15 protein-coding genes and 1 pseudogene are annotated in these 25,335 nt (G+C 57.3%); 2 read left to right on the forward strand and 14 right to left on the reverse strand.

Annotated features, from left to right (window positions below; genetic code table 11):
• Window positions 1-91: 91 nt before the first annotated feature.
• The 11 genes from IVB54_RS32865 to IVB54_RS32915 all read right to left on the reverse strand — a co-directional run bounded on the left by IVB54_RS32865 (window position 92) and on the right by IVB54_RS32915 (window position 19,967).
• Entirely contained in the window at window positions 92-658 is a 567-nt protein-coding gene (locus IVB54_RS32865; protein WP_247776755.1) for a hypothetical protein, read from the reverse strand.
• A gap of 1,634 nt (window positions 659-2,292) precedes the next feature.
• Complete coding sequence (locus IVB54_RS32870) at window positions 2,293-3,450, reverse strand: acyl-CoA dehydrogenase family protein (protein ID WP_247776759.1); 1,158 nt, start codon at window positions 3,448-3,450, stop codon at window positions 2,293-2,295.
• Between the two features lie 48 nt (window positions 3,451-3,498).
• Window positions 3,499-4,695, reverse strand: coding sequence for an acyl-CoA dehydrogenase family protein (locus tag IVB54_RS32875; RefSeq protein WP_247776760.1), 1,197 nt, complete (start codon window positions 4,693-4,695; stop codon window positions 3,499-3,501).
• A gap of 116 nt (window positions 4,696-4,811) precedes the next feature.
• The gene (locus IVB54_RS32880; RefSeq protein ID WP_247776762.1) at window positions 4,812-6,059 is read right to left on the reverse strand and encodes a CaiB/BaiF CoA-transferase family protein; all 1,248 of its coding nucleotides are present in this window, start codon (window positions 6,057-6,059) and stop codon (window positions 4,812-4,814) included.
• Between the two features lie 170 nt (window positions 6,060-6,229).
• Entirely contained in the window at window positions 6,230-8,731 is a 2,502-nt protein-coding gene (locus IVB54_RS32885) for a CoA transferase (protein ID WP_247776763.1), read from the reverse strand.
• Between the two features lie 441 nt (window positions 8,732-9,172).
• Window positions 9,173-10,189, reverse strand: coding sequence for a 3-hydroxyacyl-CoA dehydrogenase NAD-binding domain-containing protein (locus IVB54_RS32890; RefSeq protein ID WP_247776765.1), 1,017 nt, complete (start codon window positions 10,187-10,189; stop codon window positions 9,173-9,175).
• A gap of 845 nt (window positions 10,190-11,034) precedes the next feature.
• On the reverse strand, window positions 11,035-11,967 hold the full coding sequence (locus IVB54_RS32895; protein WP_247776766.1) for a 3-keto-5-aminohexanoate cleavage protein: 933 nt from the start codon (window positions 11,965-11,967) through the stop codon (window positions 11,035-11,037).
• 103 nt (window positions 11,968-12,070) lie between these two features.
• Entirely contained in the window at window positions 12,071-14,446 is a 2,376-nt protein-coding gene (locus IVB54_RS32900; RefSeq protein WP_247776767.1) for a penicillin acylase family protein, read from the reverse strand.
• Window positions 14,447-15,075: 629 nt separating this feature from the next.
• Window positions 15,076-15,852 carry a GntR family transcriptional regulator gene (locus tag IVB54_RS32905; RefSeq protein ID WP_247776769.1) on the reverse strand — a complete coding sequence of 259 codons (777 nt, stop codon included), beginning with the start codon at window positions 15,850-15,852 and terminating at the stop codon, window positions 15,076-15,078.
• Window positions 15,853-16,235: 383 nt separating this feature from the next.
• Window positions 16,236-17,681 (reverse strand): amidohydrolase family protein, encoded by a 1,446-nt coding sequence (locus IVB54_RS32910; RefSeq protein WP_247776774.1) that lies wholly within the window; start codon window positions 17,679-17,681, stop codon window positions 16,236-16,238.
• Between the two features lie 963 nt (window positions 17,682-18,644).
• Window positions 18,645-19,967, reverse strand: coding sequence for an aminotransferase class III-fold pyridoxal phosphate-dependent enzyme (locus IVB54_RS32915; protein WP_247776776.1), 1,323 nt, complete (start codon window positions 19,965-19,967; stop codon window positions 18,645-18,647).
• A gap of 872 nt (window positions 19,968-20,839) precedes the next feature.
• Here IVB54_RS32915 and IVB54_RS32920 point away from each other — a divergent pair.
• A complete protein-coding gene (locus IVB54_RS32920) occupies window positions 20,840-21,787 on the forward strand; it encodes an aminotransferase class IV (protein WP_247776779.1) in 948 nt (315 codons plus the stop codon).
• 13 nt (window positions 21,788-21,800) lie between these two features.
• Window positions 21,801-22,991, forward strand: a complete 1,191-nt coding sequence (locus IVB54_RS32925; protein ID WP_247776781.1) for a glycine C-acetyltransferase — start codon at window positions 21,801-21,803, stop codon at window positions 22,989-22,991.
• Between the two features lie 136 nt (window positions 22,992-23,127).
• Here the strand turns inward: IVB54_RS32925 and IVB54_RS32930 are convergent, their stop codons facing one another.
• From IVB54_RS32930 to IVB54_RS32940, 3 genes and pseudogenes are all read right to left on the reverse strand, one after another.
• Complete coding sequence (locus IVB54_RS32930) at window positions 23,128-24,477, reverse strand: IS701 family transposase (protein WP_247363696.1); 1,350 nt, start codon at window positions 24,475-24,477, stop codon at window positions 23,128-23,130.
• Between the two features lie 74 nt (window positions 24,478-24,551).
• Window positions 24,552-25,061 (reverse strand): IS5 family transposase, encoded by a 510-nt coding sequence (locus IVB54_RS32935; protein WP_245286348.1) that lies wholly within the window; start codon window positions 25,059-25,061, stop codon window positions 24,552-24,554.
• Window positions 25,001-25,312, reverse strand: a pseudogene (locus IVB54_RS32940) (IS5 family transposase); the annotation flags it as partial. The gene IVB54_RS32935 and the pseudogene IVB54_RS32940, both read right to left, overlap by 61 nt.
• Window positions 25,313-25,335: the final 23 nt, after the last annotated feature.

The following is a 25,335-nucleotide window of genomic DNA, read 5'->3' on the forward strand; positions in this document are numbered from 1 at the left end:
CTCGCAAGGCGCGTTGCTTTCAAGCCAGGGCGCCCGAATGAGACAGCGACAAATGAAAGTCATGCGGTCTTGGTTAGCTGAAGCCCGCGGGCTACTGTTGCGAACCGTGTACGAGTCCGGTCGACACAGCAGCTTCCAGGGCAAGTCGGCATGCGGTCGAGATATCGTAGATTGGCCGCCCGAACCTGCGACGTATCGCAGGTGTGATCATTGGGAAGAGAGTGCACGTGAACAGTAGCGCTGCAACCTTTGGATTCGTGTCAAGCAATCGCCTGACGCAGGAGGCCACATCCTCCTCGATCTCGGCAGGTCCCGTCGGCAGGTTCATCGTCGCGTTTCGCGCCATGTTGCCGCCTTCGATGCCAACAACCACAACCCTTGCGCGCTCGGCCGGGTCAGTGAGGCCAAGAAGGTCCTCGGCAAAAAGGGTTGAATCCGATGTGACCACTCCGACCTGCGTACTGGGAGCTAACTGACGGAGCAGAGCCGGCAAAAGTACCAACGTCGACATCATTACCGGGACGTCTACCGCAGCGGCAACGGCTGCCTGGTAGCGGATCGCAAAACCGCAGTTCGAACCGATAGCCACAGCACCGTCTTCGACGAGCTTGCGTGCCGCGGCAATGTAGGCAGGTGCGAGCGTGAGATCGCCGCTCATTGTGCGATCCACAGTGGATCCTTTGACGCTCTCTATGAGGACGGGAAAGCCGTAAGTATCCGGACTCATAAGCGAGCCGGGTTGCGGCGTGGGTCGCACCCAGCCGGGTTCACGATCAAAGTCTAGGATTCCAAGAGAGCCTTTGTTCTTCGATGTCATTGAGATGTCCAAAGCGTAACGTGTGTTAGATCACTTATAGAGCCTCTGGGGGGCGGATTTCGCCGAATTCAGCACATAAACGGCCGAAAATGTGTGCTTCATTGGAGAAACGCGAAGCTTCGCGGCTATGGTGAAGAGTTTGCCCTTCCGATCGTGGGCGACTGGTGAGCCGCACCTCCAAGGCTTCCAGGGAGGCTCCCTGAGCGCGGCTTGTGCCGGATGCATGTTTTCGCCGGCGGGCGAACGTGAGACCAGCGCCGCGGCGCGTAGGTCGAGCAAGCTGTCCAATGCTTCTTCCAGGGCGGCAGCCGACGCGATGCGGTCGGAAAGTGGTCAATAGTTACGCCTCACCGTGGTTACGGTCCCGAGGCATGCTAAAGCCGACCATTCATAAAGCTTTGCGCAGCGGCATACCGCAGCGAGCGCCAGGACCAAGTGGTACCACGTGTTCGCGGTCGTTCGGCACCAGGTACTGTGAACATGCTTCGGGAAGGACCCGCCTTCCCAATCAACTGCTTCAGCGGGGCGGTCACAGGAAATTGCAGTATGTGGATGGATGTTGACGCTGTCGGAGGGCAGCGTGTCTGCTCGTCTGCCTTCCTTTCAGACCGGCGCACCCTCTTCTGAGAATGCCGGGCGCTACCACACGATCCTCGGAACCGGCACGCTTGTCGACGGTCGCAAGATGGCGGGCGCTCACGCCGGCAATAGCGGCCACGTAGCTGAACGCTCGGCTAGGCATTTTTTCTTCTAAGGGGGGCGCTCGCCAGTGGATGTAATCTGGGCATCCTCCTTATCGCGCCCGCAATTTCAGCGGAAGTCGACCGAAGAAAGTGGTGTTCTCGGCTTCAAGCCATACGAAAAGCGAAGCCCTGCGGCCAGCGCCATTTCCCAGAGCCGCGGGCGCGTCGACGAGGTAGTAAGTGCAAGGTCCTTGCGGCTGGCCCTCATTCACCCCTGAAAAGCTTCGTCGCGACGCTCATCAGGATGCCGATCTGCGGCCGTAGTTGTCGTTATCAGTGATCTTGATTTCGTTCGCTTAGAGAGGGGCTCAAAATGGCTTTGCGCTGGGCCACCTAGTATGCTCCTGTACCGGAGGTGGCCGCCAGCCGATCGCCAGCGAATGCAGGCATTCCCAAAATCAGGGCCGTCGCTAGGCCTGTCGCCGTCAAGGCGCCGGCGATTATGAAAATGGCTGTGAATCGGCTTGCAAATGTTGCAGGCCGAATGACAAATGGCCTAATCGTATTGCTCTCTGCTAAGCCACGCGGGTATCGAGGCGACGCCGTCCCTTGAGCCATCCCAGTCGATCACGGCCCGCCTGACGCCCGATCTTCGTTGGACAACGCAGCTTCAATGTCGGAGACCAGAACGAACCGTGGCAGAATGGCCCCGTATATATGGAGAACCCGGAGAATCTCATCTCCGCTCGCCCAGCTTCTTGTAATCAAAGCGAACCGCCGTCGTTTCTTTCTTTAGTCTGCCTGCTCGCTGGTAAGTCCTCCAAGATTGGCAAGGCGGCTCAGATGATAGTCGGCATCGCCAAATAGCGTGTCGAGCATGATGACATGCTTGAAGTAGTGTCCGATGCTGTACTCCATTGTCATACCGATGCCGCCATGGAGCTGGATTGCTTCATGGCCGATTACCTTTGCCGAGCGGCCGATCTGGACTTTTGCCGCGGAAATCGCGCGCTCACGCTCGGTCACGTTGCCTTCTCTCGTCATCATCGCCGCATAAAGAGCCATCGAGCGGGACTGCTCTAACTCAACGAACATGTCGGCTGCCCGATGCTGCAACGCCTGGAAACTGCCAATCTTCTTGCCGAACTGCTCGCGCGTTTTAAGGTAGTCAACCGTAATAGTTAGCATTTCGCCGAAACTGCCGACGGCCTCTGCGCAAAGTGCTGCAACCGCCTCGTCCGCGACTTGAGAAATAATCGGGAACGCAATTGCCGGATCGCCGATGACGTCGTCTTTCTGGATGCGTACCTTATCGAGCGTGATCTCGGCGGCACGCAATCCATCCTGTGTCGGATAACCACGGCGTGTGAGGCCCGGCACGTGCGCATCGACAAGGAAGAGCCCAATTCCCCTCTTGTCCCGCGTGTCGCCTGCCGTACGTGCTGATACGACGATCTTATCGGCCGCCTCGCCGTGAAGGACCAGGCCCTTGGTGCCGCTTAGGAGCCACCCGTCGCCGTCTTGTTTCGCCTGCGTCTCAACGTGGAAGAGGTCGTAGCGAGAGTGCGGCTCGGAATAAGCGAAGGCCATTTTTGTCCGGCCTTCGGCGATTGCTGGGATCAGCTCGGCCTTTTGCGCCTCATTCGCTCCAAGTCGGAGCACACCGCCGGCAAGGACCACGGTCGCCAAATAGGGCTCCAAGATCAACGCCTTGCCGAATGCCTCCATGACGATCATGGTTTCAACCGGACCGCCACTGAATCCACCCTGTTCTTCCGAGAATGGCAATGCCAGAAGCCCGAGCTCGGCATAGCGCGACCACATTGCATTACTGAAGCCCGCCTGACCGGCCTGATATATACGGCGATTATCGAGGCTGTAGCTCTCAAGCAACAGTCGCTCAATGCTGTCCTTGAGGAGCCGTTGTTCTTCCGAGAAATCGAAATCCACTTTGGAAATTCTCCTGCAACGGGGCGTGGTGCTGATGACCCTGAACCATCAGAGGCCGAGGATCCCTTTGGTGATAATGTTCTTCTGAATTTCCCGCGATCCCGAATAGATGGAGGCCGCGCGGCTATAGAAGTAAGTGGGCGCGATCATTGGCGGCCAGTCAGGACCGATCGGGGACGTGTTACGGTCCTCGAGTTCCTGTTCAGATAGCTGGGGTAGGGCATAAGGGCCTATTACATCCATAAGAAGCTCAGCAGTTGCCTGCTGGATTTGAGCGCCCTTGAGCTTGAGGATGGAGCTGGCCGGATCTTGCGCACCGTTTTGCTGCTTTGATGCGTTGGCGACAACGCGGAGCTGCGTCATCTCAAGCGCCTTCAACTGGACCTCGACTTCAATGACCTTCTGCTGGAACGTTGCTTGGTCGATTAGCCGCTCACCTCCCGCGCGAGATCGCGCGGCAAGGTGCTTGATACGTCGGATGCGCTCCTTGGAAGCGCCAACCCAAGCTCCTCCGAAGCGCTCGTTGCCGAGCAGCATCTTAGCGTAGTCCCACCCCCTATTTTCCTCGCCAACTAGATTCTCGGCCGGGACTCGGACGTTATCAAAAAAAATTTCGTTAACTTCATAACCACCGTCGATCAGCTGTATCGGACGTACATTGACGCCGGGTGACTTCATATCGACGAGAAGGAAGGAGATACCCAGTTGCTTCTTCACATCGGGATTGGTCCGTACCAGACAGAAGATCCAATTGGCATGCTGTGCCAAGGTCGTCCAGGTCTTTTGGCCGTTGACAACATAGTGGTCGCCATCGCGCACGGCCCGAGTCCTGAGAGAGGCTAGGTCGGAGCCGGCGCCAGGCTCCGAGAAGCCTTGGCACCACCAATCTTCGACGTTGATGATCCGAGGCAAATAGTATTTCTTTTGCGCCTCATTGCCGAACGTGTAGATCACTGGTCCGATGAGAGATACACCAAAGTCGTACATGGTCTGCGCGGGAAAGGCTTGTACCTCTTCCTCGAAGATGTACTGCTGCGCTGGAGACCATCCCGCTCCGCCGTACTCTTTTGGCCAATACGGGATTCCCTTTTTGTTGAGGACACGCGCCCCGGCGACGATCTCCTCCTTGGACAAAGTCCGGCCTTCCACCAGCTTGCGTCGCGTCTCCGGCGGAACGTTGCCGCGCAAGAACTGACGTAATTCGTCACGGAACGCGCGCTCGTCTTCTGTGAAAGTGAGATCCATTAGAGTTTCCCGATTGTTGACTCAGCCGCGAACTGCGAAAAAGAGTGAATTGGAGCACGCGATGAGCATCTCTCCAGCGCGAACGGACTCGATCTGTTTGCTCGACCGCTGGGACATCATGATCCGATTGCACCCTCTTGCCGAAGTCGAGCGATGCCAGCCGAACTGTAGCCGAGTTCAGCGAGTACTTGTTCGGTATGCTCTCCAAGCGTCGGCCCGGGGGTTGCAGATCCCGGGACTGGAGCGCCATTGATGTGAATGGCGCTACCAACGGCTTTGACAGTCCCGCACTTCTGATGCTCGAACTCGACGATCATGCCCCGCGCGCGCGTGTGCGGATGCTCTAGTGCAGCGCCGATGTTAAGAATAGGAGCATGAGGAATTCCGGCGGTCGCTAATTTTTCGCACCATTGCGCAACTGTCTTTGCTTTTAACCGCTCGACAAGCGCAGTTTCGACCTCCTTTGATCGTTTGACACGGCCCGCATTTGTCTTCAGCTCTGCGTCTGCGGCGAGCTCCGGCAACTCCAGGACACTACACAGTGACGGCCACATGTGATCGCCATAGACTGCGATGACCAGTTCGCCATCGGAGGCGGGAAAGACATCATAGGGGACCGCGTTTGGACCCGCATCTACCGGCGGGGGGAGTTCACCATCCGCCAAGTAGCGGCCCGCAAAGTACGGAAAGGTTGTAAGGAGAGACTCGAATAGACTGAGGTCGATCACACAGCCTTTGCCGGTCTTGACGCGTCCGACCAAAGCCGAGGCGACCGAGAGGGCGCCATAGACGCCAGTAAGAATATCCCCAACAAGAATGCGCAAGGGCGGTCTTCCTGGTTCTCTGGTCAGACTCATCAATCCCGTCATCGCTTGCGCTACGAGGTCGAATGCTTTGTAGTCCCGCAACGGACCCGTCTGGCCAAAGCCAGAAATAGAACAGATAACGAGACCAGGATTCAGCTGCAAAAGGCGCTCGTAACCAAAACCGAGCGAGTCGAGCGTACCTGGACGGAAGTTCTCGACCAGAACGTCAGCTCGCTGCACCAATTTTTCAAGGGCGAGCCGGCCCTCATCACGCTTCAAATCAAGCGCCAAGCTGCGCTTGTTGCGATTAAGAGCGGCAAAGTAATAGCTTTCCTCATCGCGAAATGGATCGACTTGGCGTGAAACATCCCCTGCACCAAGCCTCTCGACCTTCACGACATCGGCGCCTAGGTCAGCCATGATCGTCGTGCAAAGCGGGCCAGCCAAGACGTGCGTGAGGTCCACGACGCGGATGCCCTGGAGCGGCCGACGCGCAGGATCTTTTGCGCTTTGGTCTTGCGTTGCCTCTGGGTTTCCGGCTGCTTGCTCAGCTATCACGATAATGATCCCTTCCTAAAAGTGTTTCTTCTTTGGTCGAAGCGCAACCCGCATCAGTTGCGGTTGTGGTACCTTTACCGTCGCAAACGGTCGAAGGGTTGTTTGGCGCTTCAAGCGCCTGGTCGATCCTGTTAAGGAGACCTTAGGCTTTGCAAGCGCGCATTCGTCTCTCAAGTAGGCAAGTACTCGGTACTCCAGCCTTCGCTTACAACCTTCGCACCGGACAGCGCGTCAATTTCGGAGTCGCGGTATTGTAGTTTCTGCAGAACTTGGCGCGTCGAAGCGCCGTATTGTTCCGCGGGAGGGAGAGCATAGACTTTTCCGACGGTCGATCGGACCGCGTAATGATCAACCTGCGTGAGAACATGCCCGCTGGGATGGTCACGGAAAATCGAGAAGGCGTAGCTGCCTTGTTCGGTTCCCGGAGCACCATCCGCAAGCCTCGAATGCCCCGACCGAATGGCCGCGATACTCTCGCAAATGGCGGCACCGACGCCGGCTGTATTGAATGCCGAAATCCAATTCTCTGCAGAATCCTTAGCAATAGCATGGGCTAGGAAGGCGGTCAGTTCCTCCTTCGGCACATCGGCAACGCCTTGAAGCCTAGCAACTCCTTCAAGTCGCGGCAGATCGCGCTCGGATGCGCTGAGCAAGAGGCTGCGGTCCGAGGCCGTGTAGAACCGATTCAAGGCATCATAGCCCTTGGAATTTATCCCGGCCGGTTCGTCGAAGGGGCCACGTCCTGCGTAGTCGTAGCAGAACGGGATCTGCAAGAGACCGGCGAGCGCCGATAGGGACGTGCGAGCCCTCCCTGCTCGTCCGGTCCTGGCCTTTTGATAAAGCGCCGCCGCTACTCCGAGAGCCGCGCTGAACCCGCCCATCACGTCGATTGTACCGACGTGTGCGTATTCCTCAGGCGTTTCGTCGGAACCACCGGATCTCAGCATAATGCCTGTCGTTGCCTGAACGTGATTCTCGTAGCCGAGATAATCGCTTCGTGGGCCGCGCCGGATGCCACCGAAGCAATCGAGCTGGCAGAAGATCGCATCTGGATTGAGGGATTTGAGGCTCTGCGGATCAAGCCCAACGCGCTCGACCTGGCGGTCAGTTGCATTCCAGATTACAACATCAACAGACTTCACGAGCCTCTCGAAAACCTTTCGGCCAGGCGATGACTCGATGTCTAGCAGAACCGAGCGTTTACCGCGCATATGGGTCATGCCGTAGATGACTGTTATAGAGCTGTCGAAAAGCGGGCTGGCGGGGTCGAGCTTGATCACCTCTGCCCCGAAACGGGCGAGATAGCATCCTGAGTGCGGCCCAGCGATGACATTGCTTAGGTCTAGTACCCGCACACCGTCGAGCCACCCTGCCGATCTGTCAGCCTTGCGTGCCGACAACTGCCTTACAGGTAAGCTGGAGAACGCCGCGACGGCCTGATCAAAGGCGACCCATCTTCGGGGTGCTGGGTTCAGCATCACTTCCCCGCTTTCCTCCAGCCAGGCTACAGGTCCGGGCTGAGTCATTCGTCCATACACCGGATCATCGACTTTGATCATCAGCCCCGCGCGTTCTGCGTGATCGTCTCTGATCCACTCCTGCAGCCAACGTTGCGGTGCTGCCGGAATTCGACGCTCACCGAAAATGTCCTCCCATTCTGCCGCGGTGCGGGTAAGAAAGACGGTCTTCATTCGCCCGGCGATCTTGTCTGCCCACGATTTCGGCAAAGGAGACGAACTGAGTGAGATGTCAGATCGCCAGTCGCGCATCGAAAGATAAGTATTCATCTCTTCGACAAGCCCTTCCGCCAGGAGCTCGTCATACAGACCCAACACCTGCAAGCAGCGCCTCGTATGATGCTTGTGGGCTGAGCAGAGGACGAAGAACATGCGCCCGTCTTTGCATTTGTAGTTGCGGGCAAATGGGTCAAGGAGTTCCTGCGTCTCCTGGTAAGAGAGGTTCATCGGCAGGCCCGATTCGCGTCGCCGAGCTATCTCGCGCTCACGTGGCGACTTATATCGAAGGGGAAGCTGGTCAATGCTAATCGAATTATATGCAAGTCCCTCCATCACCGCGCATGCAAGAGGCACCTCGATCTGGTCACCAACTCCGCTGCGTTCCCGCGCCTGAAGCGCAAGCAGAGCGGCCGATACCGCTAGCATCGTACCGTAGGCCGATGCCAGAGGTAGCGGCGAAAAGGACGGGTCAATACCCCTCAAGACACGGTTCAACCCCATATCGGTGAACAATCCGGAGGATGCCCCGATTACCGCTTCAAAGGCGCGCCACTCGCGACGGAGTTGATCGTTGGACGCAAAGCCTGGAATGGAAACGGTAGTCAGGGCTGGGCGAGTCTTGCGCAAAGAGCTGAAGTCGACCCCCAGGCGGCTCAGCACTCCCGGGCGGAAATTCTCGATCACGATATCCGCGTCGGCGATCAACGTGTGCGCTCGCGACAAACCCTCCTCAGTCTTTAAATCGATCGAAACGATCAGCTTGTTTCGATTAAGGGTTGCATTGGCCGGGCTGTCCCAGAGGGGACCGGATGGTGGGTCGATATGTACAACAGTCGCGCCAAGATCGGCGAGAATCATCGCCACTGCCGGGCCGGCGATGTACTGTCCGAAATCAACGACCTTGACACCGAAGAGCGGAAGGGTTGACGGCCGCATAACTAGTCCTTCGCCATGAGGCATTGCTTTGTCGGGCTGATACTTTTACGAGTATGCCGCGCATAAAGTGTAGGGCGACTTGCTGTTCGTATGCTCGCCGAGGATCGCCCTCCCGGTGCGCGCGCCTTGCAAGGACGAAACGTATGAGGCGGTTTGTGCCAACGCGCCAACATGTCCCTCACTCATAGCCACACTTTCCGATCCGTTCGGCCGCGATGGCCTGGGCATTAGAACCACCGCATTCTCTGGCACGACGCCATCTTCTCTCGTCAAATGGGCCAATTGAGGCGTTGTCAGAATAGCCTGGCGTCGTGACGGAGAACTCAAGACGAACCATCATTTCGCGCCAGACGCCTCGGACTAGCAGGGACTCGTGAGCGCCTTCGCCGGAGCAACGCCGGGTCCACTGCTCGCCGGGTTGGGGTAACCAGGAGGATATCCCTAATCAGTAGCGCGGTCTTTCAGACCCTGTTCCCAGCGCGCCAAGGTCTCGCCCGCACCAAATTCCTGATCGCGCAGCCCCTGGAGCACGGCCACAAGCGCCTCGTCGCGCTTCGCTAGGATCTCAGCGCCTGAAAGGTTATCCGATTTCACCTGCGCGTCTGATTGCGCAGCCAGCGTGTCTAGAAAGTCCTCGGTGAGTTCCGGTACGTCGGTCAGCTTGGTCCATGGCCATTTTAGCATAGGCCCCCACGTCTCCAGGTAGCGGCGAATCCCAGCCGCCCCGCCACTCATTCGGAAAGGACCCACCACGGCTCGACGCAAGCCAAAGGAGTAGCGGACTGCATCATCGACTTCCTGCACAGTCGCCGAGCCATCATGCACCAGCCACAGCGCCTCGCGCCACATCGCTTCCTGCAATCGGTTGGCGATAAATCCATCAAGTTCCTTGCGTACTACGAGCGGGTGCATACCGATCATACGGTAAATCTCGTCCGCCCGCGCCATAGCATCTGGCGCCGTCTGTTGCCCAGCGCACAGCTCAACGAGCGGGAGCAAATATAGAGGATTGAAAGGGTGAGCAACGAGCAGACGCTCGGGATGCTCTATTTTCGCCTGCAGCAAAGACGGACGAAGACCCGAGGTCGAGGAACAGAACAGCGCGTCAGGTCGCGCCGCACGACTGGCCGTCGCGAGCAGCTCCTGCTTGAGCTCCAGGCGCTCTGGCGCAGACTCCTGTACGAGATCCACGTCGCGCACCGCGTCCGGGACCGACTTGACAAGCGTCAGAGAACCTTCCTTTGGCAGCGCGACCCGCGTCAGTCGTTGAAATATCCGGCGTGCATGGTCCACAGTATTTTGAACGTGCTCGAGCGCACCGGGAGCTGGATCATATAGCCGCACATCCACTCCGTTGAGGGCAAATCGTGCGGCCCACCCGCCGCCGATCGTCCCACCCCCCAACAACCCAACGGTGCGCGGTAGCTTCCCAGACGTGAATTGTGAATTGTTTGACATCGACCTTCTACTCTTAGCCATGAATATTAGCGCAAGCGCTTCGCGCATTCCGAACTCTAATGAGACCTCTACCTCCGCTACAGGGGACCGGTTCCCATCGTGAGTCGCCCGCACTGCTCGCAGACCACCGCAAACGACGCGGGTGACGCTCCGCTGGGGCGCCGCTCACATACAGCGGCCCCTTCCCAAAACACTCTCACCTCGTATCGCCAATGCACTTAGAGACATAGTACCGGGCCCGTGAAGCTGACGTTGACTAATATGACGCGTCAGGAAGCAGAATTCCTGCGATTTATCGCCAGAAGTTGAAGCATTCATTGCCCAACACCCACTTCAGAGCCGCGGAAACCAACAGAGATGTGTCTGAGCGTGAGGAAAGATCGGCATACCGCAAATGCCCGCGGAAAGGCGTTCCTGTCGCACTTCTCGACGTTAGTCAGGACGGCATTGTAGACGAAGGTCGCCGAGGCAAGACGGCAATACAAAGGAACGTGCGAGGCAGCCACTTTCGGACGGTGCCGTCGGATTTGGCACCGAAAAGGAATGCATCATATAGCGTGTCGTGTTCAGTGGCACTAGTTGGAGCGCCAAATGAACACTCAACACTCGTTGGATTCATAAGCGCCAGCTCAGAGTTTCGCTGCCGGTGTCGCCGAGGTGCGGAGGGTCTGTGGGACAACAACCGATTGCGTCCGCATCTCTGCGCGATCGGGCGCTTTATGCCGGTCCGTACCGCGTGGTGCTTGCCTTACCACGCTCAAGCAAGCCAACGATAGAATTCCTGATAGGAAGATCTTGCAGCCATCAGCGCCTACACGTGGGTAATCATGATCGATATCGATCCGCTAAAAATTTACCGCATCTCCTCCCTTGAGCGACAGGAGCTCACGAGCTTCATCGGGCGTAGCAACCGTCCGACCCAGCCCTTCAATAATTGTGCGAGCGATGCGCACTTGCTCGGCACTGCTGGTGGCCAGTTTACCCGGACCGCTCCAGAGCGAATCTTCGAGTCCGACACGTACATGCCCCCCGATCGCGGCTGCGATGGCGCCCACTTTCATTTGGTTGCGGCCAGCTCCCAGCACAGACCAGTGATAATCCGATCCGAACAAGCGGTCAGCCGTCCGTTTCATCATCAGGATATCCTCGGGGTCGGCACCGATTCCGCCCAGAATTCCGAACACGCTCTGCACGAAGAATGGAGGTGCAATTATCTTACGATCGGCAAAATGCGCCAGAGTATAGAGATGTCCGATGTCATAGCATTCGACCTCAAAACGAGTTCCGGCCTCGGCGCAACTGGTCAATATCTTCTCGATGTCTGCAAACGTATTTCTGAAAACGCGGTCTCTGGATCCTTCGAGATACGGCTGCTCCCAAGCGTGCTCGAACTTCTTAAAGCGTTCGAGCATGGGATATAGTCCGAAATTCATCGAACCCATGTTCAGAGACGCAACCTCTGGCTTAAAGGCTGCGGCGGGCCTCAAGCGCTCTTCAATTGACATAGTTGCGGCGCCGCCGGTGGTTAGGTTGATCACGCAGTTCGATCGCTGTTTGATGACGCTGAGGAAAGGCAGGAATGATTCCGGACGCTGATCCGGAGAGCCATCGACAGCGTTGCGCGCGTGCAGGTGAACTATGGCAGCTCCGGCTTCTGCTGCTGCAATCGCTTCCGCAGCAATTTGCTCCGCAGTCACCGGAAGAAATGGAGACATTGACGGTGTGTGAATCGATCCAGTCACAGCGCAGGTTAGAATGGTGCAATTGGCTCGAACCATAGTGCTCTCCTTAGGCCTCGTATCCATTCGACAGCCGATACGCATCAATCTACCTTATCAGAGCGCGTTGGCAGACAGCGGATCGCAACCACTCCCGCTCCGCTCAGCCATCAGCCGGGATTGCTCTGACATAGATACGTTGCGCCACAGCCGCGTCCACCGCCTCGTCTGAATACAAAAACGGGACATATCCCCCTTCAGACCATGTTTGAAAAAGGTTGGAATAGAATGGGCTGCGCGGATCGCCGGACTGCCCAGGGACGTTGATGCAGCGCGAGTTATCCCAATTGCCAACGTCCAAAACAAAGCGAACGGACGCACCGACCACGGTCCGGAAATCGTCCTCCCGATAGCCCGCATGTAGCACGGTTGAAGCGGAGCCAGGCATGGGCGCCGGACCAACATCAGCGCGCATCTTCCATTCAGGCTGCACAGAGCGGCTCAAGGCATGTTCGAAATAAACGTGATGCAGATCGCCCCATTTCCAGCACGACGGGTCGGAGCCAAACTTTTCAGATATGTCAGCTACGGTCTCAATCAAAGTCGAACTGAGTATTGCATTCCGCCCTGCCTGCGGGGATGGGCCAAATACGGATGCTGGAGTCTCTAACGCTGTCAGAATTCCCTCGACGTCGCCAGGGAGCATCAGCCCACGAAGCATAGGATCATGTACAAACAGCGCGAACACGGCGGGTTTTAATCGCTTATGGAGCCACCATTCCTGCACAAGTCCGGCCGCCGAATCGATGGAGAGCACGCAATCCCAGTCCAGGAGCAGTCGGGCAATCTCGACCAACTGCGGGATGCGCTCCAGCCTCGATTGGCGCACCAGCTTTTGCAGACGCATTCCCGGCCACGAAAGGGCGTCTGTCTGCAGGACGCAGCTGTCTTCGACGCGGTGACTTGTCGACTTACTCAAGACATCTTGGATTCGCCGCGCACGACTCTTTTCCACCCATTCGAAGCCAATAGGAACGGCGTCATGCGCCCAGTCCGCTGGTAGGTTGGCTTCATTCGCAGAAGCGACGAACCCCTCTGCCGGATTGATTTTATTCGGCATTCGGTCCAGCTCCAAGCGCCCTTGCCATTCGTATCGGCCATCGCCCGGAACCGGCATGAGCCCGTTCCAATTCGGCCGGACTGGAATGGATCCATATGGCAGCCAGGCAATATTGCCGGAAGTGTCGGCATAAACATGATTAAGCGATGGCGTAGCGTAGCGAGAAACGCCTGTCCGGAATTCGTCAATGTTGCGAGATCTCATAATCGAAACCCCAGCGAGATAGGCGCAGGTGCCGGGATCCCACCAAACCGATCGCAAAGCAAAGGCGCGGTTCAACTCGGGCTGTTCAAGGAGCACGGGGCCGTGACGGGTAAAATGCAGCGCGTGAGTTTCGGAAGGGTACCCCTTGATTTCGAAGATCTCAGGCAGAACCTGCATTGGTTCCCATCGATTCTCAAACCGATACTCTAGAGCGTTTTCGGGATTGATCTGATAACAATAGACGTCCTCTTGATCTGCGCGGAAAATCGTTCCCGTATATGCACAAGTACCGTTATGGCCCATGCATAGGCCGGGAGCGATCGGCTCGCCCGTGCCGATCACATTGAAGTCCGGCGTCTTAAGATGCGCCAGGTAACGCAACGCTGGAAGAGCATGTAGGCGATGCGGGTCAGTGGCAATGACAGGACGCCCCGACGCCGAACGCGAGGAGTCGACAGCCCAGTTATTCGAACCAGACCAGTGGGCATCGGCGATTACGTCGGACAGAGCATTGACCTTTGTCCATTTGCAGGCCTCAGCCCTGGTGGCCTGCAGCCGCCCCGGCTCAAAGCTCACGGCTGCAGTTGCCAATTTATACCGGTCGAGAATGTGAAGCGGCAAGCCTTCTGCGGCGAGTCCGCTGGCGCTGCCCGGCTCGACTCGCGGTTCAAGATTCGCGCGCAGAAGGTCCGCCTCTGTCGTTGCCCCAGCCAGGATGACGCAGCGCAAGATCTCGGAGGCAGCGTTGCGCGTCAGCGCGTGGCTGCGGATGCGCACGACGTCCTCGGGCCGCCACTTCTCGGGCCTTGATCCGGTCAGGTTGAACTCAGGCGGAAGGCGTACGGGTTCATCCGCACACAAGTCGATCCACGCATTGATGCCCGCCGTGAAGGCGTTACAGATTTCCTCCATGTCATCGGCATAAGAGTTATATTCCGCGTGCATATCGCCTCTGTACAGGACAGAACGCGCGGCGATATCTTGCTCCAGATATCCGGGACCAAAGGAAGCGGAAAGTCGCCCGAGACCTCGTTTGCGCCACAAGTCCATCTGCCACAACCTATCGCGCGCCGCATTAAAGCCTTGGAGGAAAAAGCCATCCTTGGTGGATTGCGCGCGTAGGTGCGGAATGCCCCACTTGTCAACCAAGATTTCGGCATCAGCTTGAAGGCCGCGGACGCGTAGCGTTTCGACAGCTGGAAAAGCGTCATTCATAGCGTAGTTCTAGTTGCGAGGTCTGGGAGGCAATGGCGGTCTGGTTCATTCCGGCCCGCGATTCTTGGTTGGAGGTTGCATCCGACTTCCCCTCTCATTCCTGACGAATCGCTGAAGCCTAGACGTTTCAGCATTCATTATCGAAGAATATATACATAGTATATTTAGTAGATGTCAACGATCTGAAACGGCGACCCAGCAAACTCGTCCGTGTCCATTTCGAGTAATTGGCGCGCTCGGGTTTATTTCTCAGCTTTGTGCATATGAATATTCGCCGCGACGAAGAGATGGATGCGTCGCGCACTTGGGAGGCCATTCCATCTATTTGGACGATGAGGTCATCTGGGTCATCTGCGCATTTGCGCGCGAATTGTAAGAGCCAAGATCGCGCTCAAGCGCGATCTGCTGGAGATGGCGGAACTCTCGCATTGTGCCAGCGTTCAGCTCAGACTGGCTGTGTTTAAAGCATGGTCCGGAAAGGCGTGCAGCGGCTTTTGCAAAAGATCCTGCTTAAACAATCTTCGAAATCACGATGACGACTTCCCCGATCTGATCGCTGTTTAGCGCGCAAACGGCTGGATCTATCTAGCCCGGACAGAAGTATCCTCTCTAAGCCTAATTGCTTGGAGTCACTTCTTTCGCTTACGTGAGTTTGGTCGCGAAGAGCCCTTGGCCGCCTGGCGAAATTGATAGACGAAGTGATCGGCGCGCGAAATGGCGCGGCCCACAAACAGCTCCTCACCGCCCCGCCCAATGGCGTTATATTGCATTGCGAGCACGGGGAAGCCAGGCACCACCTTTAGAAGCGCGGCCTGCTCCTCTGTGGCCGTCGAACCTTCGACCTGGTAGTCCATGTGCTCGAACTCGGCGTGAGCTTCGATCAGCGGCGTTATCAGACGCTCTCGGATTTTAGGTATCAGAACATCGGCGAACTTGTTGGGAAACCAAGTCGTATCCAGGACCACGGGCTCGTCATCTGCGAGAATGATCTTATCAAGCCGGTATCCCATGTCTGACTTCTCAAGTTCAATTGGACCACCATTAGTCGAATCGACTAGCGTCAGTTGGAGCACTTGGATGCTGAGCTTCAGGCCCGCCTTGCGAAAAGTATCTTCGTAGTCTAACCCGATAACGCGCACGATCCTGCGCTTACTTGCGACGAAAACACCAAGGCCCTGTCGGCCGACGAGACGACCCTCGAGCGAAAGGTCGCGGATCGCGCGCCGGATAGTGATCGTGCTGACTCCAAAATCCCTGGCGAGTTCTACGGCGCTAGGCAGTTGCGCACCGGGCTTGTATGTCCCGCCATCGATTAGATTTCTCAGTTTTCGAGAGACCGATCGATAAAGGAAACCGTCATTCTCTGCCAGTCGTTCCGATTCAGATGTCTGCCGCTTAGCCATCATGAAATCCTACTTCGCAAAGAATAAAAGCAGAATGGTCGCCATCACGGCATCTGATCCTCTCGCCCCTCACACTCTGCACAATCTCATCCGTCGCGGACCGGTCAGTCGCAAGCACAGTAACCATTTTCGGGAATTCGATTGAGAACACACCCGAACTTAGCGGCTCGCCCTATCATCCTTGGTAGGACAACTTGGGAAGCCTCGCAACTCCAATGGGAGGACTCAGAATTACAGTGCGCTTTTTCGGGCCGAGCGCTTCGCCAGCAAATGAAGGCAGTGACGGCGTGATGCCGCCGCAGACGCGGCCAAACTGCGGCGTCGGCCCCGGGTGTTAGCTGCTAGCACGGCCTAACCCAACGCAGCCACCGACGCTATGACTCTCTTCAGCCCCCAATGAACTCCCAGTCCATATCTCCCGCCACGATGGGCCAGTCCAGGTCTCCCTTTAACCCGGTCTTGGCCATCAGCCTGCGAGCAGAGGCGCAGGCGGATAGGTAGATGACCCGCTCGTCCAAGCGGGTGGAATGGCCGCCCTTGACGATGATTTGGCCATCGCAGATCACAGTATCCACCGATTTGGAGCGCGCGACCAGAACGGTCTCGAAGACCGGGTCAGTGCCCGGGCACGCTTCAGGCAAGTCATTGCGTCGGATTACCAGGTCTGCGCGCTTGCCGGGTTCAAGGGAGCCGATGCGATCTTGCCAGCCCATGGCCCTCGCGCCCCCCAGCGTCGCGATCTCTAACAGGCTGCCCGGGGAGATGTAACCACCTTGGGTGCGGCTTGCGAGATAGGCGATGTAAGGCAACTCGCCAAATGTCCATAGCTTGCACAGGTCGCTTCCTAAACCGAGATTGGTGCCCCGCGCGCGCAACTCCAGCATACGTTGCCGGGCCGACTCACCGATGCCGTAGAAAAAGAAATTGCCGGGATGCCAGATCACGGACATTCCCGAGCGTACGATCGCGTTCACCTCGTCGTCGCGCAGAATATTCATGTGTACGAAGCTGACATTTGGACCCAGTACGCCGATCTCCTCGAAATGGACAAGGGCGTGCTTGCCTAGGCGCTTGTCTTCTGTCTCGACGGCCTGGGGCAGGAAGGATTGGTGCTGGGTGTAGATCACGCTGTTGTCGTCGGCACATTTCTTTGCTGCAAGCATCAAGGTATCTGACGCCGACCCGGAACCATAGACCGCGACATGTCCACCGATCAGGGCGTTCGGGTCCTTGTTCCTGCGGAGCTCATTTCCCATCAGCTTGAGGCTGCGTTCAAGGGATGGCGGCGCGCGGTCAAGCGCTGCTAATTGTGTTCCTCCCAAGGAGTCTGAAAGGTAGGGGTCGGCCAGCGATCCGCGAATACCTACCGCCTCGGCCGCGGTGGCCGCCGTATCGGGTTCGAGCACGGTGCCCGGATCCATGAAACAGGTGTAGCCGTTGCGCGCCATCTCGAGGCAGGCCAGCAAAGCGGAGGCGTGCTCGTCTTCGTCGGTCATTGCATCGACCCATTCGGCGTAAATCGGCTTCGCGGCCCTCCCGTCGGCGCCCGACTTTCCCACCGCGGGACGCTTGGGATCGTCGGTGATCGAGGCTCGAGTGAGATGCATGGTCGTGTGGTAGTGCGCCTCGACGAAGCCCGGGTGCACCACCGCGCCACCCGCGTCGATCACGCGAATTGGCGCGACTGCCGGCAGAATGTCGCGCTCCGGTCCCGCCATCAGGATGTTCCGGCCGGTAATCGCAACCGCACCAGGTCGATAGATCGTGCGTTTCGCGTCCATGCTCAGTACACACGCATTCTTGATCAAGATATCGCAAGCAATAGGTGCCATGACCCGCCCCTCCGGTCTAAGTGAAATACCAACTTAATATACTCACTATATCGAGCGGTGACAACTACACGCCGAAAGAGCCGGCGCCGAACCGTGGAGCGCAACGTTGCGATTCGCGTTGCGGCCCGCTGGCCGCTACAGGGCGAGTGACAAACTCTCCTACGCACTGGGGAAGAACGAAGTGTCGGCACTGGTGCACGATCGCTCGGATCGATTGATGCGACCATTGAGCGCAAACCGATTGATGCCGTATCATGCTTGTGCGAATGGGGCACACACCGCGGAGGACTCCTACTCTCCTCTCGCTGACATTTTGGTCAGTAGCTATTGTTTAGCCAGCTACGGGCCATACCGGCTTATGTTGGAGAAGCTGCTGCAAGCAGTCATTCAAAATACCGAATGGGCAGCTGACGTGGTCCCGTGGTTTGCCCGCGACATCGCGAGGCACAAAGAAGTTAAACATCGTCCGAAGCGTGCGGGCGTCCGCAACAGGTTAACGGTCAAAAATCTAGGCGACTCCTGCCCTGATGGCTGAGCTCTCGAGCATCTTTGCGATGAGTTATTGGAGGCCCCGCGGAGCGGCACTATCGATCTAAATCAGTATCATTGCACTGACGGCCACATGAACGAACCTGCTCGAGGACCTCTAAGGGATAGGAGCCAGGAGAATGTGGGCGAAAGATGCGGTTGTAGAGCAGCGCCATCACTTAAGAGGCGACGGCGATTCGGCTCGTTGGCGCCTGCACTTGGGATTTTTTGCCATTTGCCCGGGAGCATCTTTCCAAGGAACGGTTCTGCCAAAGCTTGCGCAGCTGGCCGAACCGATGCTTAGGCGATCGGCTCGGCTCAATCGGCGGGCGAAGTAAGAGCTGCCTAATAGCATGTAATGCGGTTCACGCTCAGACCGGCGCCTCCACTGTGCACATTTCGCGCTGGGGGGCGTTTTCTCTCTAGGTAGCTAGGTCAAGGCGCGCAGGAGGCTGCGATCAACCTTCCATTCAACTGGAGGAAATCTTCGAATGCGCTTGCTAAGCCATCGAGCTCGCTTGCGGTCATCGGTAGAGACAAGGTGAGCATGCCCCTGCGGGCCAGGTATTGGCAACGCTCTAACATCTCCAGATGAAAGAAGGGCTTTGCATTCGGATCTTCCGTCTCCGTGTCCGCGATGGTGCGGATGTCGCCCTCTCGGAAATGAATGTTCATCATCGAGCCGCGTCCAGTGAACTGTATGGGCAGCGCACGGGCTTGCGAGATCCCGTTAAGCCTCGCCCGCAGCGCATCGCCCATGGCGTTTAGTTGCACGAGACGCTCGCTAGTCAATACGTCTGCCGCAGCCACGGCCGCAGCCATGGATATGGCATTGTTATTAAAGGTTCCGGCATGAGCAAGCGCATCCGGCCGATTTGGATCGTAGAGCGCCATTATATCCTCGCGCCCTCCAAAGGCGCCGAACGAAGCTCCCCCGCCGAGGTACTTGCCGAGCGTTGTGAGGTCTGGCGTAATTCCCAGGGCGCCCTGGAGCCCACCGGGCGCAAGGCGAGAGCACATGACTTCATCAAAGATGAGAATGATGCCATGCCGCTCGCAAGCGCCGCGAATTGCAGACAGGAATTCCCGGCTGGCCGGAATGCATCCTGCCGAACCCTGCAGCGGTTCAACGATAACCGCCGCGAGGTCGCCCGCCTCGCGATCAATCGCAGCCACGGTCTGTTCTATCTCGTTGTAAGTGCAGAGCACGAGCGGGAACGGCGCGTTTTGAACTGAATCGCCAGATTTATAAAGCAATACGCCCCCGTGATAACCTCCGCGAAAAGCCATAATTCTCGAACGTGTGGTGAAGGCTCTGGCTGTCACCAAGGCCATCAGATTCGCTTCGGTGCCCGAATTCGTGAACCGGATGCTTTCGACAGATGGAAACCGCGAGCACAGCGACGCCGCCAAGCGCGCCTCGTTCTCGATGTAGCCCCCACGGACCCAGCCCGCTTCAATAGCGTGCTGAATAGCTGCTTTGATCGTTGGCTCTGAGTGTCCGAAAAGCCCGGCGCTGTATTCGCCGAGGAAATCGACATAATCATTGCCGTCGAGATCTTGAACTCGACAGCCCGAGCTCGTCTCTATGACGAAGGGAAAGGGCTTAAAGAACAGAACGGATCGTGTATTTCCCCCGGGCATGAATCGGGATGCGCGCTCTATGTAGGCACGGCTCAGCGGGTGTTGTCTGGAGTAACGCTCCTCCGCGTTGGTCAGCGCGCGAGCGAGATCCAGGTTATGTCTGATTTCGTTCATGGCGAGTTTTCCGTTTTTCCAGTTCAAGCCGCGAATAGTTTACTAGGTGGGTTGGATCGCTCGTGGCGAGCGATGGCCTTCGGCGACAGGAGAGCGACGATCAAGTGCGCGTTAGAAGGAGTAGCCATCCCCAGAAGCTGGCAGTTCTTGTTCATCCCGCAGGCTGATCGAGAAGCCGGTTGTTATCGACAGCCTGCTCCCGGCCAGGCCGCCGTGAAATTGTACGTAGTGCCTTCAGAGCCTCGCAAACTGTGATGGTGTGGAATCGGGAGGATGATCGGCATGCGGACCGCATACATTGCCCTTTTGCGTTTGTGAGTAGTGAAAGCACGCTGCTTTCATGCCATTCAATATACTTGGTATATCGAGTTCTCGTCAACGACCAGTCACCGGTTTCGAATAGGGACTTTGCAGCACCACGTTCACACGAGGATCGGAGCCGCATGAAATTTTTACTTCGCGCTGCCGAGCCGCCGATCCATCTTGCTCGTTTGTGCGAAGCACCATGTTCCTTGCCCGCTCACCACATTCCCGCCATTCGACGGACCGCACACATTCTGCGCCACGAAATTCTGCAGATCTTGGTGGTGCGACAGCGAGCCGATCATCGGCGATCGACGGAGCACTCAAGTCGCGTCTCCGGCGTGTGAAAGCTTCACCTATTCCATTCAGACGCAGAATTTAGGCCAAGCGAGGTGCCACATCAGCGGAATGCGGCTCCTTGGAGCTGTTAAACTCTAATGCGACTAAGTCCAGTGGGCCGACCGATTTCGATCCCCGACATCTTGATGGAGCACCATGTCCGAGATCCTTATCTTCACGAAGCAAGAATTCGTTGCTTGTTTCAACCCCTCCTATTGCAAATGACTACGATGACAGAGCCCTCAACTGTGCTTTCAGCAATCGATAAGCATCACATCGACCAACGGCGCTACCCTCATGGGGTCGCTTTCATGGATGGCCAATACCTGCCGATGTCCGAGGCGAAGATCTCTGTGCTCGATTGGGGTCTCCTGCACTCAGACGCAACGTACGACACGGTGCACGTCTGGAACGCCCGGTTTTTCCGGTTAGATTTGCATCTTGACCGTTTTCTGGCAGGCGTTGAACGCCTTCGAATGAAGCTGCCTTACGACCGCGAGAGAATCGCGTCGATCCTCGAGCAGTGTGTCGCCTTGTCGGGCCATAAATCGGCTTACGTTGAGATGATCTGCACGCGAGGTTCGTCGCCGACGTTCAGCCGCGATCCTCGCCAAGCAGAGAACCGCTTCATCGCGTTTGCTGTGCCTTATGGCTCGGTTGCCAATAAGGAGCAATTGAAAAGAGGCTTGCATGTCGCGATCAGCGAAACCGTCCGTATCCCGCCCAACTCAATCGATCCTACCATCAAGAATTATCATTGGCTCGACCTCGTGAAAGGCCTTTTCGACGCCTATGATAAAGGTGCCGAGACAGCGCTGATCTTAGATACGAAGGGGCATGTCGCGGAAGGACCAGGCTTCAATGTGTTCCTTGTAAAGGATGGATCTTTGAGAACGCCGGCTTTTGGGGTATTGCCGGGTATCACGCGTCGGACCGTCTTTGATCTCTGTGCAGAGATGGGGCTTGCCGCCACTGCGGCCGACATCAGTCGTGACGACATCAAGAAGGCTGACGAGGTGTTCATCACCTCCACTGCCGGCGGGATTATGCCGGTGACGCGCATCGATGACACCACGATCTCTCAAGGACAGATCGGAACCATCACCCGCCGGCTCACGGATCTGTACTGGCAAAAGCACGCTGATCCCGCGTGGTCGACGGCTATCATTTATCCCTGATCGGAAACGAACTATGCGCTCGCAAATTGGTCAGCGACTTCGTGGCAACCTCGATGAGCTATCATCGCATAATCTCCTAAAAGTCGAACAAGAGATCGTTTCGCCCCAGTCGACGCATATTTATCTGCGCGCACTTGGCGAGCGCGATCTCCTGAACATGTGCGCCAATAACTATCTCGGTCTGTCCAATCACCCTGCCCTGGTGCGAGCCGCGCATGCAGGTCTCGAGCGGCATGGTTTTGGAATGTCGTCCGTGCGATTTATTTGTGGGACGCACTCAGTTCATCGCGCGCTTGAAAGCAGGCTCTCCAGCTACCTTCGCACGGAGGACACGATCCTATTCGGTTCGTGCTTCGATGCGAACGCGGGATTGTTCGAGGCCCTGCTCGACGCTGACGATGCGGTAATCAGCGACAGCCTGAACCATGCGAGCATCATAGATGGGATTCGGCTCTGCAAAGCGAAGCGCTTTCGCTACGCCAATAATGATATGAGGCAGTTAGAGCAGGCTCTACGAGAGGCAAGCAATTGTCGAACAGTGCTCGTCGTGACCGATGGCGTGTTTTCCATGGATGGTGCTGCGGCGAATCTGCCCGGGATCTGTGACCTAGCGAAGCGTCACGGGGCCTTGGTTATGGTCGATGACTCTCATGCGGTCGGGTTTGTCGGACCAGAAGGGCGTGGAACGCCGGCGCGGTATGGGTTGGAAGATCGGATTGATATTCTTACCGGCACGCTCGGCAAAGCACTCGGCGGCGCCTCTGGCGGATACGTCTCGGGCCGTGGCGAGATCGTTTCTTGGTTGCGACAGCGTGCGCGCCCATACCTGTTTTCAAACTCCCTAATGCCGGCGATCTGTGAAGCGTCATTGGCTGCAATCGACCTGGCGGAGAAGGCAGACGATCTTAGGCAAAATCTGTCTGCTCGCACTGGCCAGCTGCGTCAAGGAATGACCGATCTGGGATTTCACGTATTGGGCAGCGATCACCCGATTGTGCCCGTCATGACGGGCGATGCCGCAGTCGCGGTTCAGATTGCTGAGTATTTGTGTGCGCGCGACATTCTCGTCGTTCCCTTCTCATATCCTGTCGTGCCGGATGGTGCTGCGCGGATTCGCATGCAGGTAAGTGCCGCGCATCGTACAGACGACATAGAGAGAGTGATCGCTGCATTCCGAACAGCAAAGACGGACCTTGGCGTTTAGGGTCTCGTAGTTCTTGCGGGGGAGATCCAACATCATCAGTCTTCGTTCGCGATGGTTTGCGGTGAAGAAGTGTTTGCAGAAAAGCAAGGTGATGACCTAGCACTACTTTGGCAGAATGTGTTTTCGCCGCTGTTTTTCAAGGATTTGCTTTCGGCAATGTGGGCACTGCTGGGGCGGCGGCCGAAGGATGAGATCGACGATGGCGTGACGTACGGCGGGCATAGTCGGTTGAGGCGGAGGCCCGTTGATTCTTTTTTTTTCGCCCCGCGTTTGCGAGGCGACGATGTTGCAGGAAGGCGTAGGCAATCATTGTCATAAGGGCGTGGCGATGAAGACCTTGCCATGATCGCCCTTCGAAGTGATCAAGTCCAAGTTCCTCCTTCAACTGTTGATGCGCCTGCTCACAAATCCACCGTGCCTTGATGGTGGCGGCCAGCGTGCGCAGATCCGTCGTCGCCGGAAGATTGGCGAGATAGTATTTCTTCTCCCCGGAGGCACGTTGCTCGCCAATGAGCCAGGCTTCGTCGCCTGGGAGATGCTGCTGACCTTTATCCCATATCCGCTGCGGAGGGCCGTCGGCGGTGCGGACACGGAGAGCAGCAAATCGGGCTTTGAGCCGACCTTTCGTCCCGCTGCGCCAACTCACGGTTTTCCATTTGGCGCTGGCCAGCATTTGTTCTGCCGCAATCGATAAGATATCGGGCACGTGGTGCTTTCGTGGTTTGCCACGGGCTTTGGTGATCGGCCAAATGAGCTTCACATCGACCGGATACACTTTCTGGTGCCGAGGGATACCGACCGCCCAGGCCAGCCCGCGCTCTGTTAGCCCTTGTCGAAACGGCGCGCTGAGGCCGTATCCTGCATCCGCCAGCACACATCCAAAGCGTATGTTGGCTGCCATCGCGCGGTCAATCTCGGCCAAAGCGATCTCCGGCTTGGACCGCGGCGTTCGGTGTTCGACTGGCACGCGAGCGCGCTTCAAGCGAGGCATGTCGCTTGTCCAGCTGTCAGGCAGAAAGAGACGTAACGCGACCATCACGGGCACTTCCCCGCGCGCAAGCGTTAAAGACACCAGCGTTTGGCAATTTGCAGTTTTACCGAGAGCCGACGCGTATTGAGCCGCAACACCGACCGATCGCTCACCCTTTTTCGGCAGTGAGGTGTCATCAATAACCAGCACCGCATCCCTGCCGCCGACAAGTCGGTCCGCCTGGTTGAGCAGCTCTGTCTCTAGCGGCGTCGCGTTCCAGACGCCGTCCGCAATGAAATGGTGCAACTGGTCGTAGTTGCTCGTGGCAAGGCGTTCCGCCATCGGCTGAACGCTCTTGCGATCGCCAGGACCGATCAATCCCGCAACATATAGAGGACACATCCGCTGTCGGGTCTTATGACCCAGCCGGTCCAAGAACGGCATCAGCCAGCGTTCGAGTTCGTCTTCCCATCCCGGCATGGTCAGCCCTCCAAGAGCCGACCACCCATGAATCATTGAACAATTGATTCGGGAATCCTATAAATCGCGGCAAAATCAACAATCTGCCAAAGTAGTGCTAGGGTTCAGACTCAATTGATCCAATAAGCGACGAGAGCGGCGAGGTGGACGGCGGCCAAGAAGTTTCTGGCAAGTTTGTCGTAGCGAGTAGCAACACGCCTGAAATCCTTGAGCCGGCAGAAACAGCGCTCGATAACATTGCGCCCTTTATAGAGGCGCTTGCTGAAGCTGTGGAGGGTTACCCGGTTGGATTTGTTTGGAATGACGGGTTTCGCGCCGCGATTGACGATTTCGGCGCGAAAGCCGTCGCCATCGTAGCCTTTGTCCCCAATGAGGGAAGACATGGGCGGCGCGAGCTTCAAAAGGGCCGGCCCTGCGGCAATGTCTGCGGCTTGTCCCGGAGTGAGATGAAATGCGCAAGGTTTGCAATCAGGGTCGCTCAGCGCGTGGATTTTCGTGGTCCGCCCACCGCGCGAGCGGCCGATCGCCTGTTCACACTCCCCCCTTTTCCGCCGCTCGCCGAGCGATGCGCTTTGATCGAGGTGGAGTCGATCGACAAAGCCACTCGGTCCTTGCCGCAGCGGGCGAGCGCTTCAAAGATCGCCTGCCAATGTCCGCGCTTAGCCCAGCGATTGAACCGATTGTAGATCGTCGTGTAAGGGCCATAGTCGGACGGGCAATCGCGCCAGCGTGCGCCGCACTGGAGCATGTGAATGATACCGCTGATAATGCGTCGATCGTCTTCGCGCGCCGGGCCGGTCTGGTTCGTTGGCAGATGCGGCTCTATCTGAGCCCACTGCTTGTCGTTGAGCCAGAACAGTCCTCTGCGCATCGAAGTCCCCCGTGCCGAATCAA

This window comes from Bradyrhizobium sp. CW1 (assembly GCF_023100665.1).
Lineage (GTDB): Bacteria > Pseudomonadota > Alphaproteobacteria > Rhizobiales > Xanthobacteraceae > Bradyrhizobium > Bradyrhizobium canariense_D.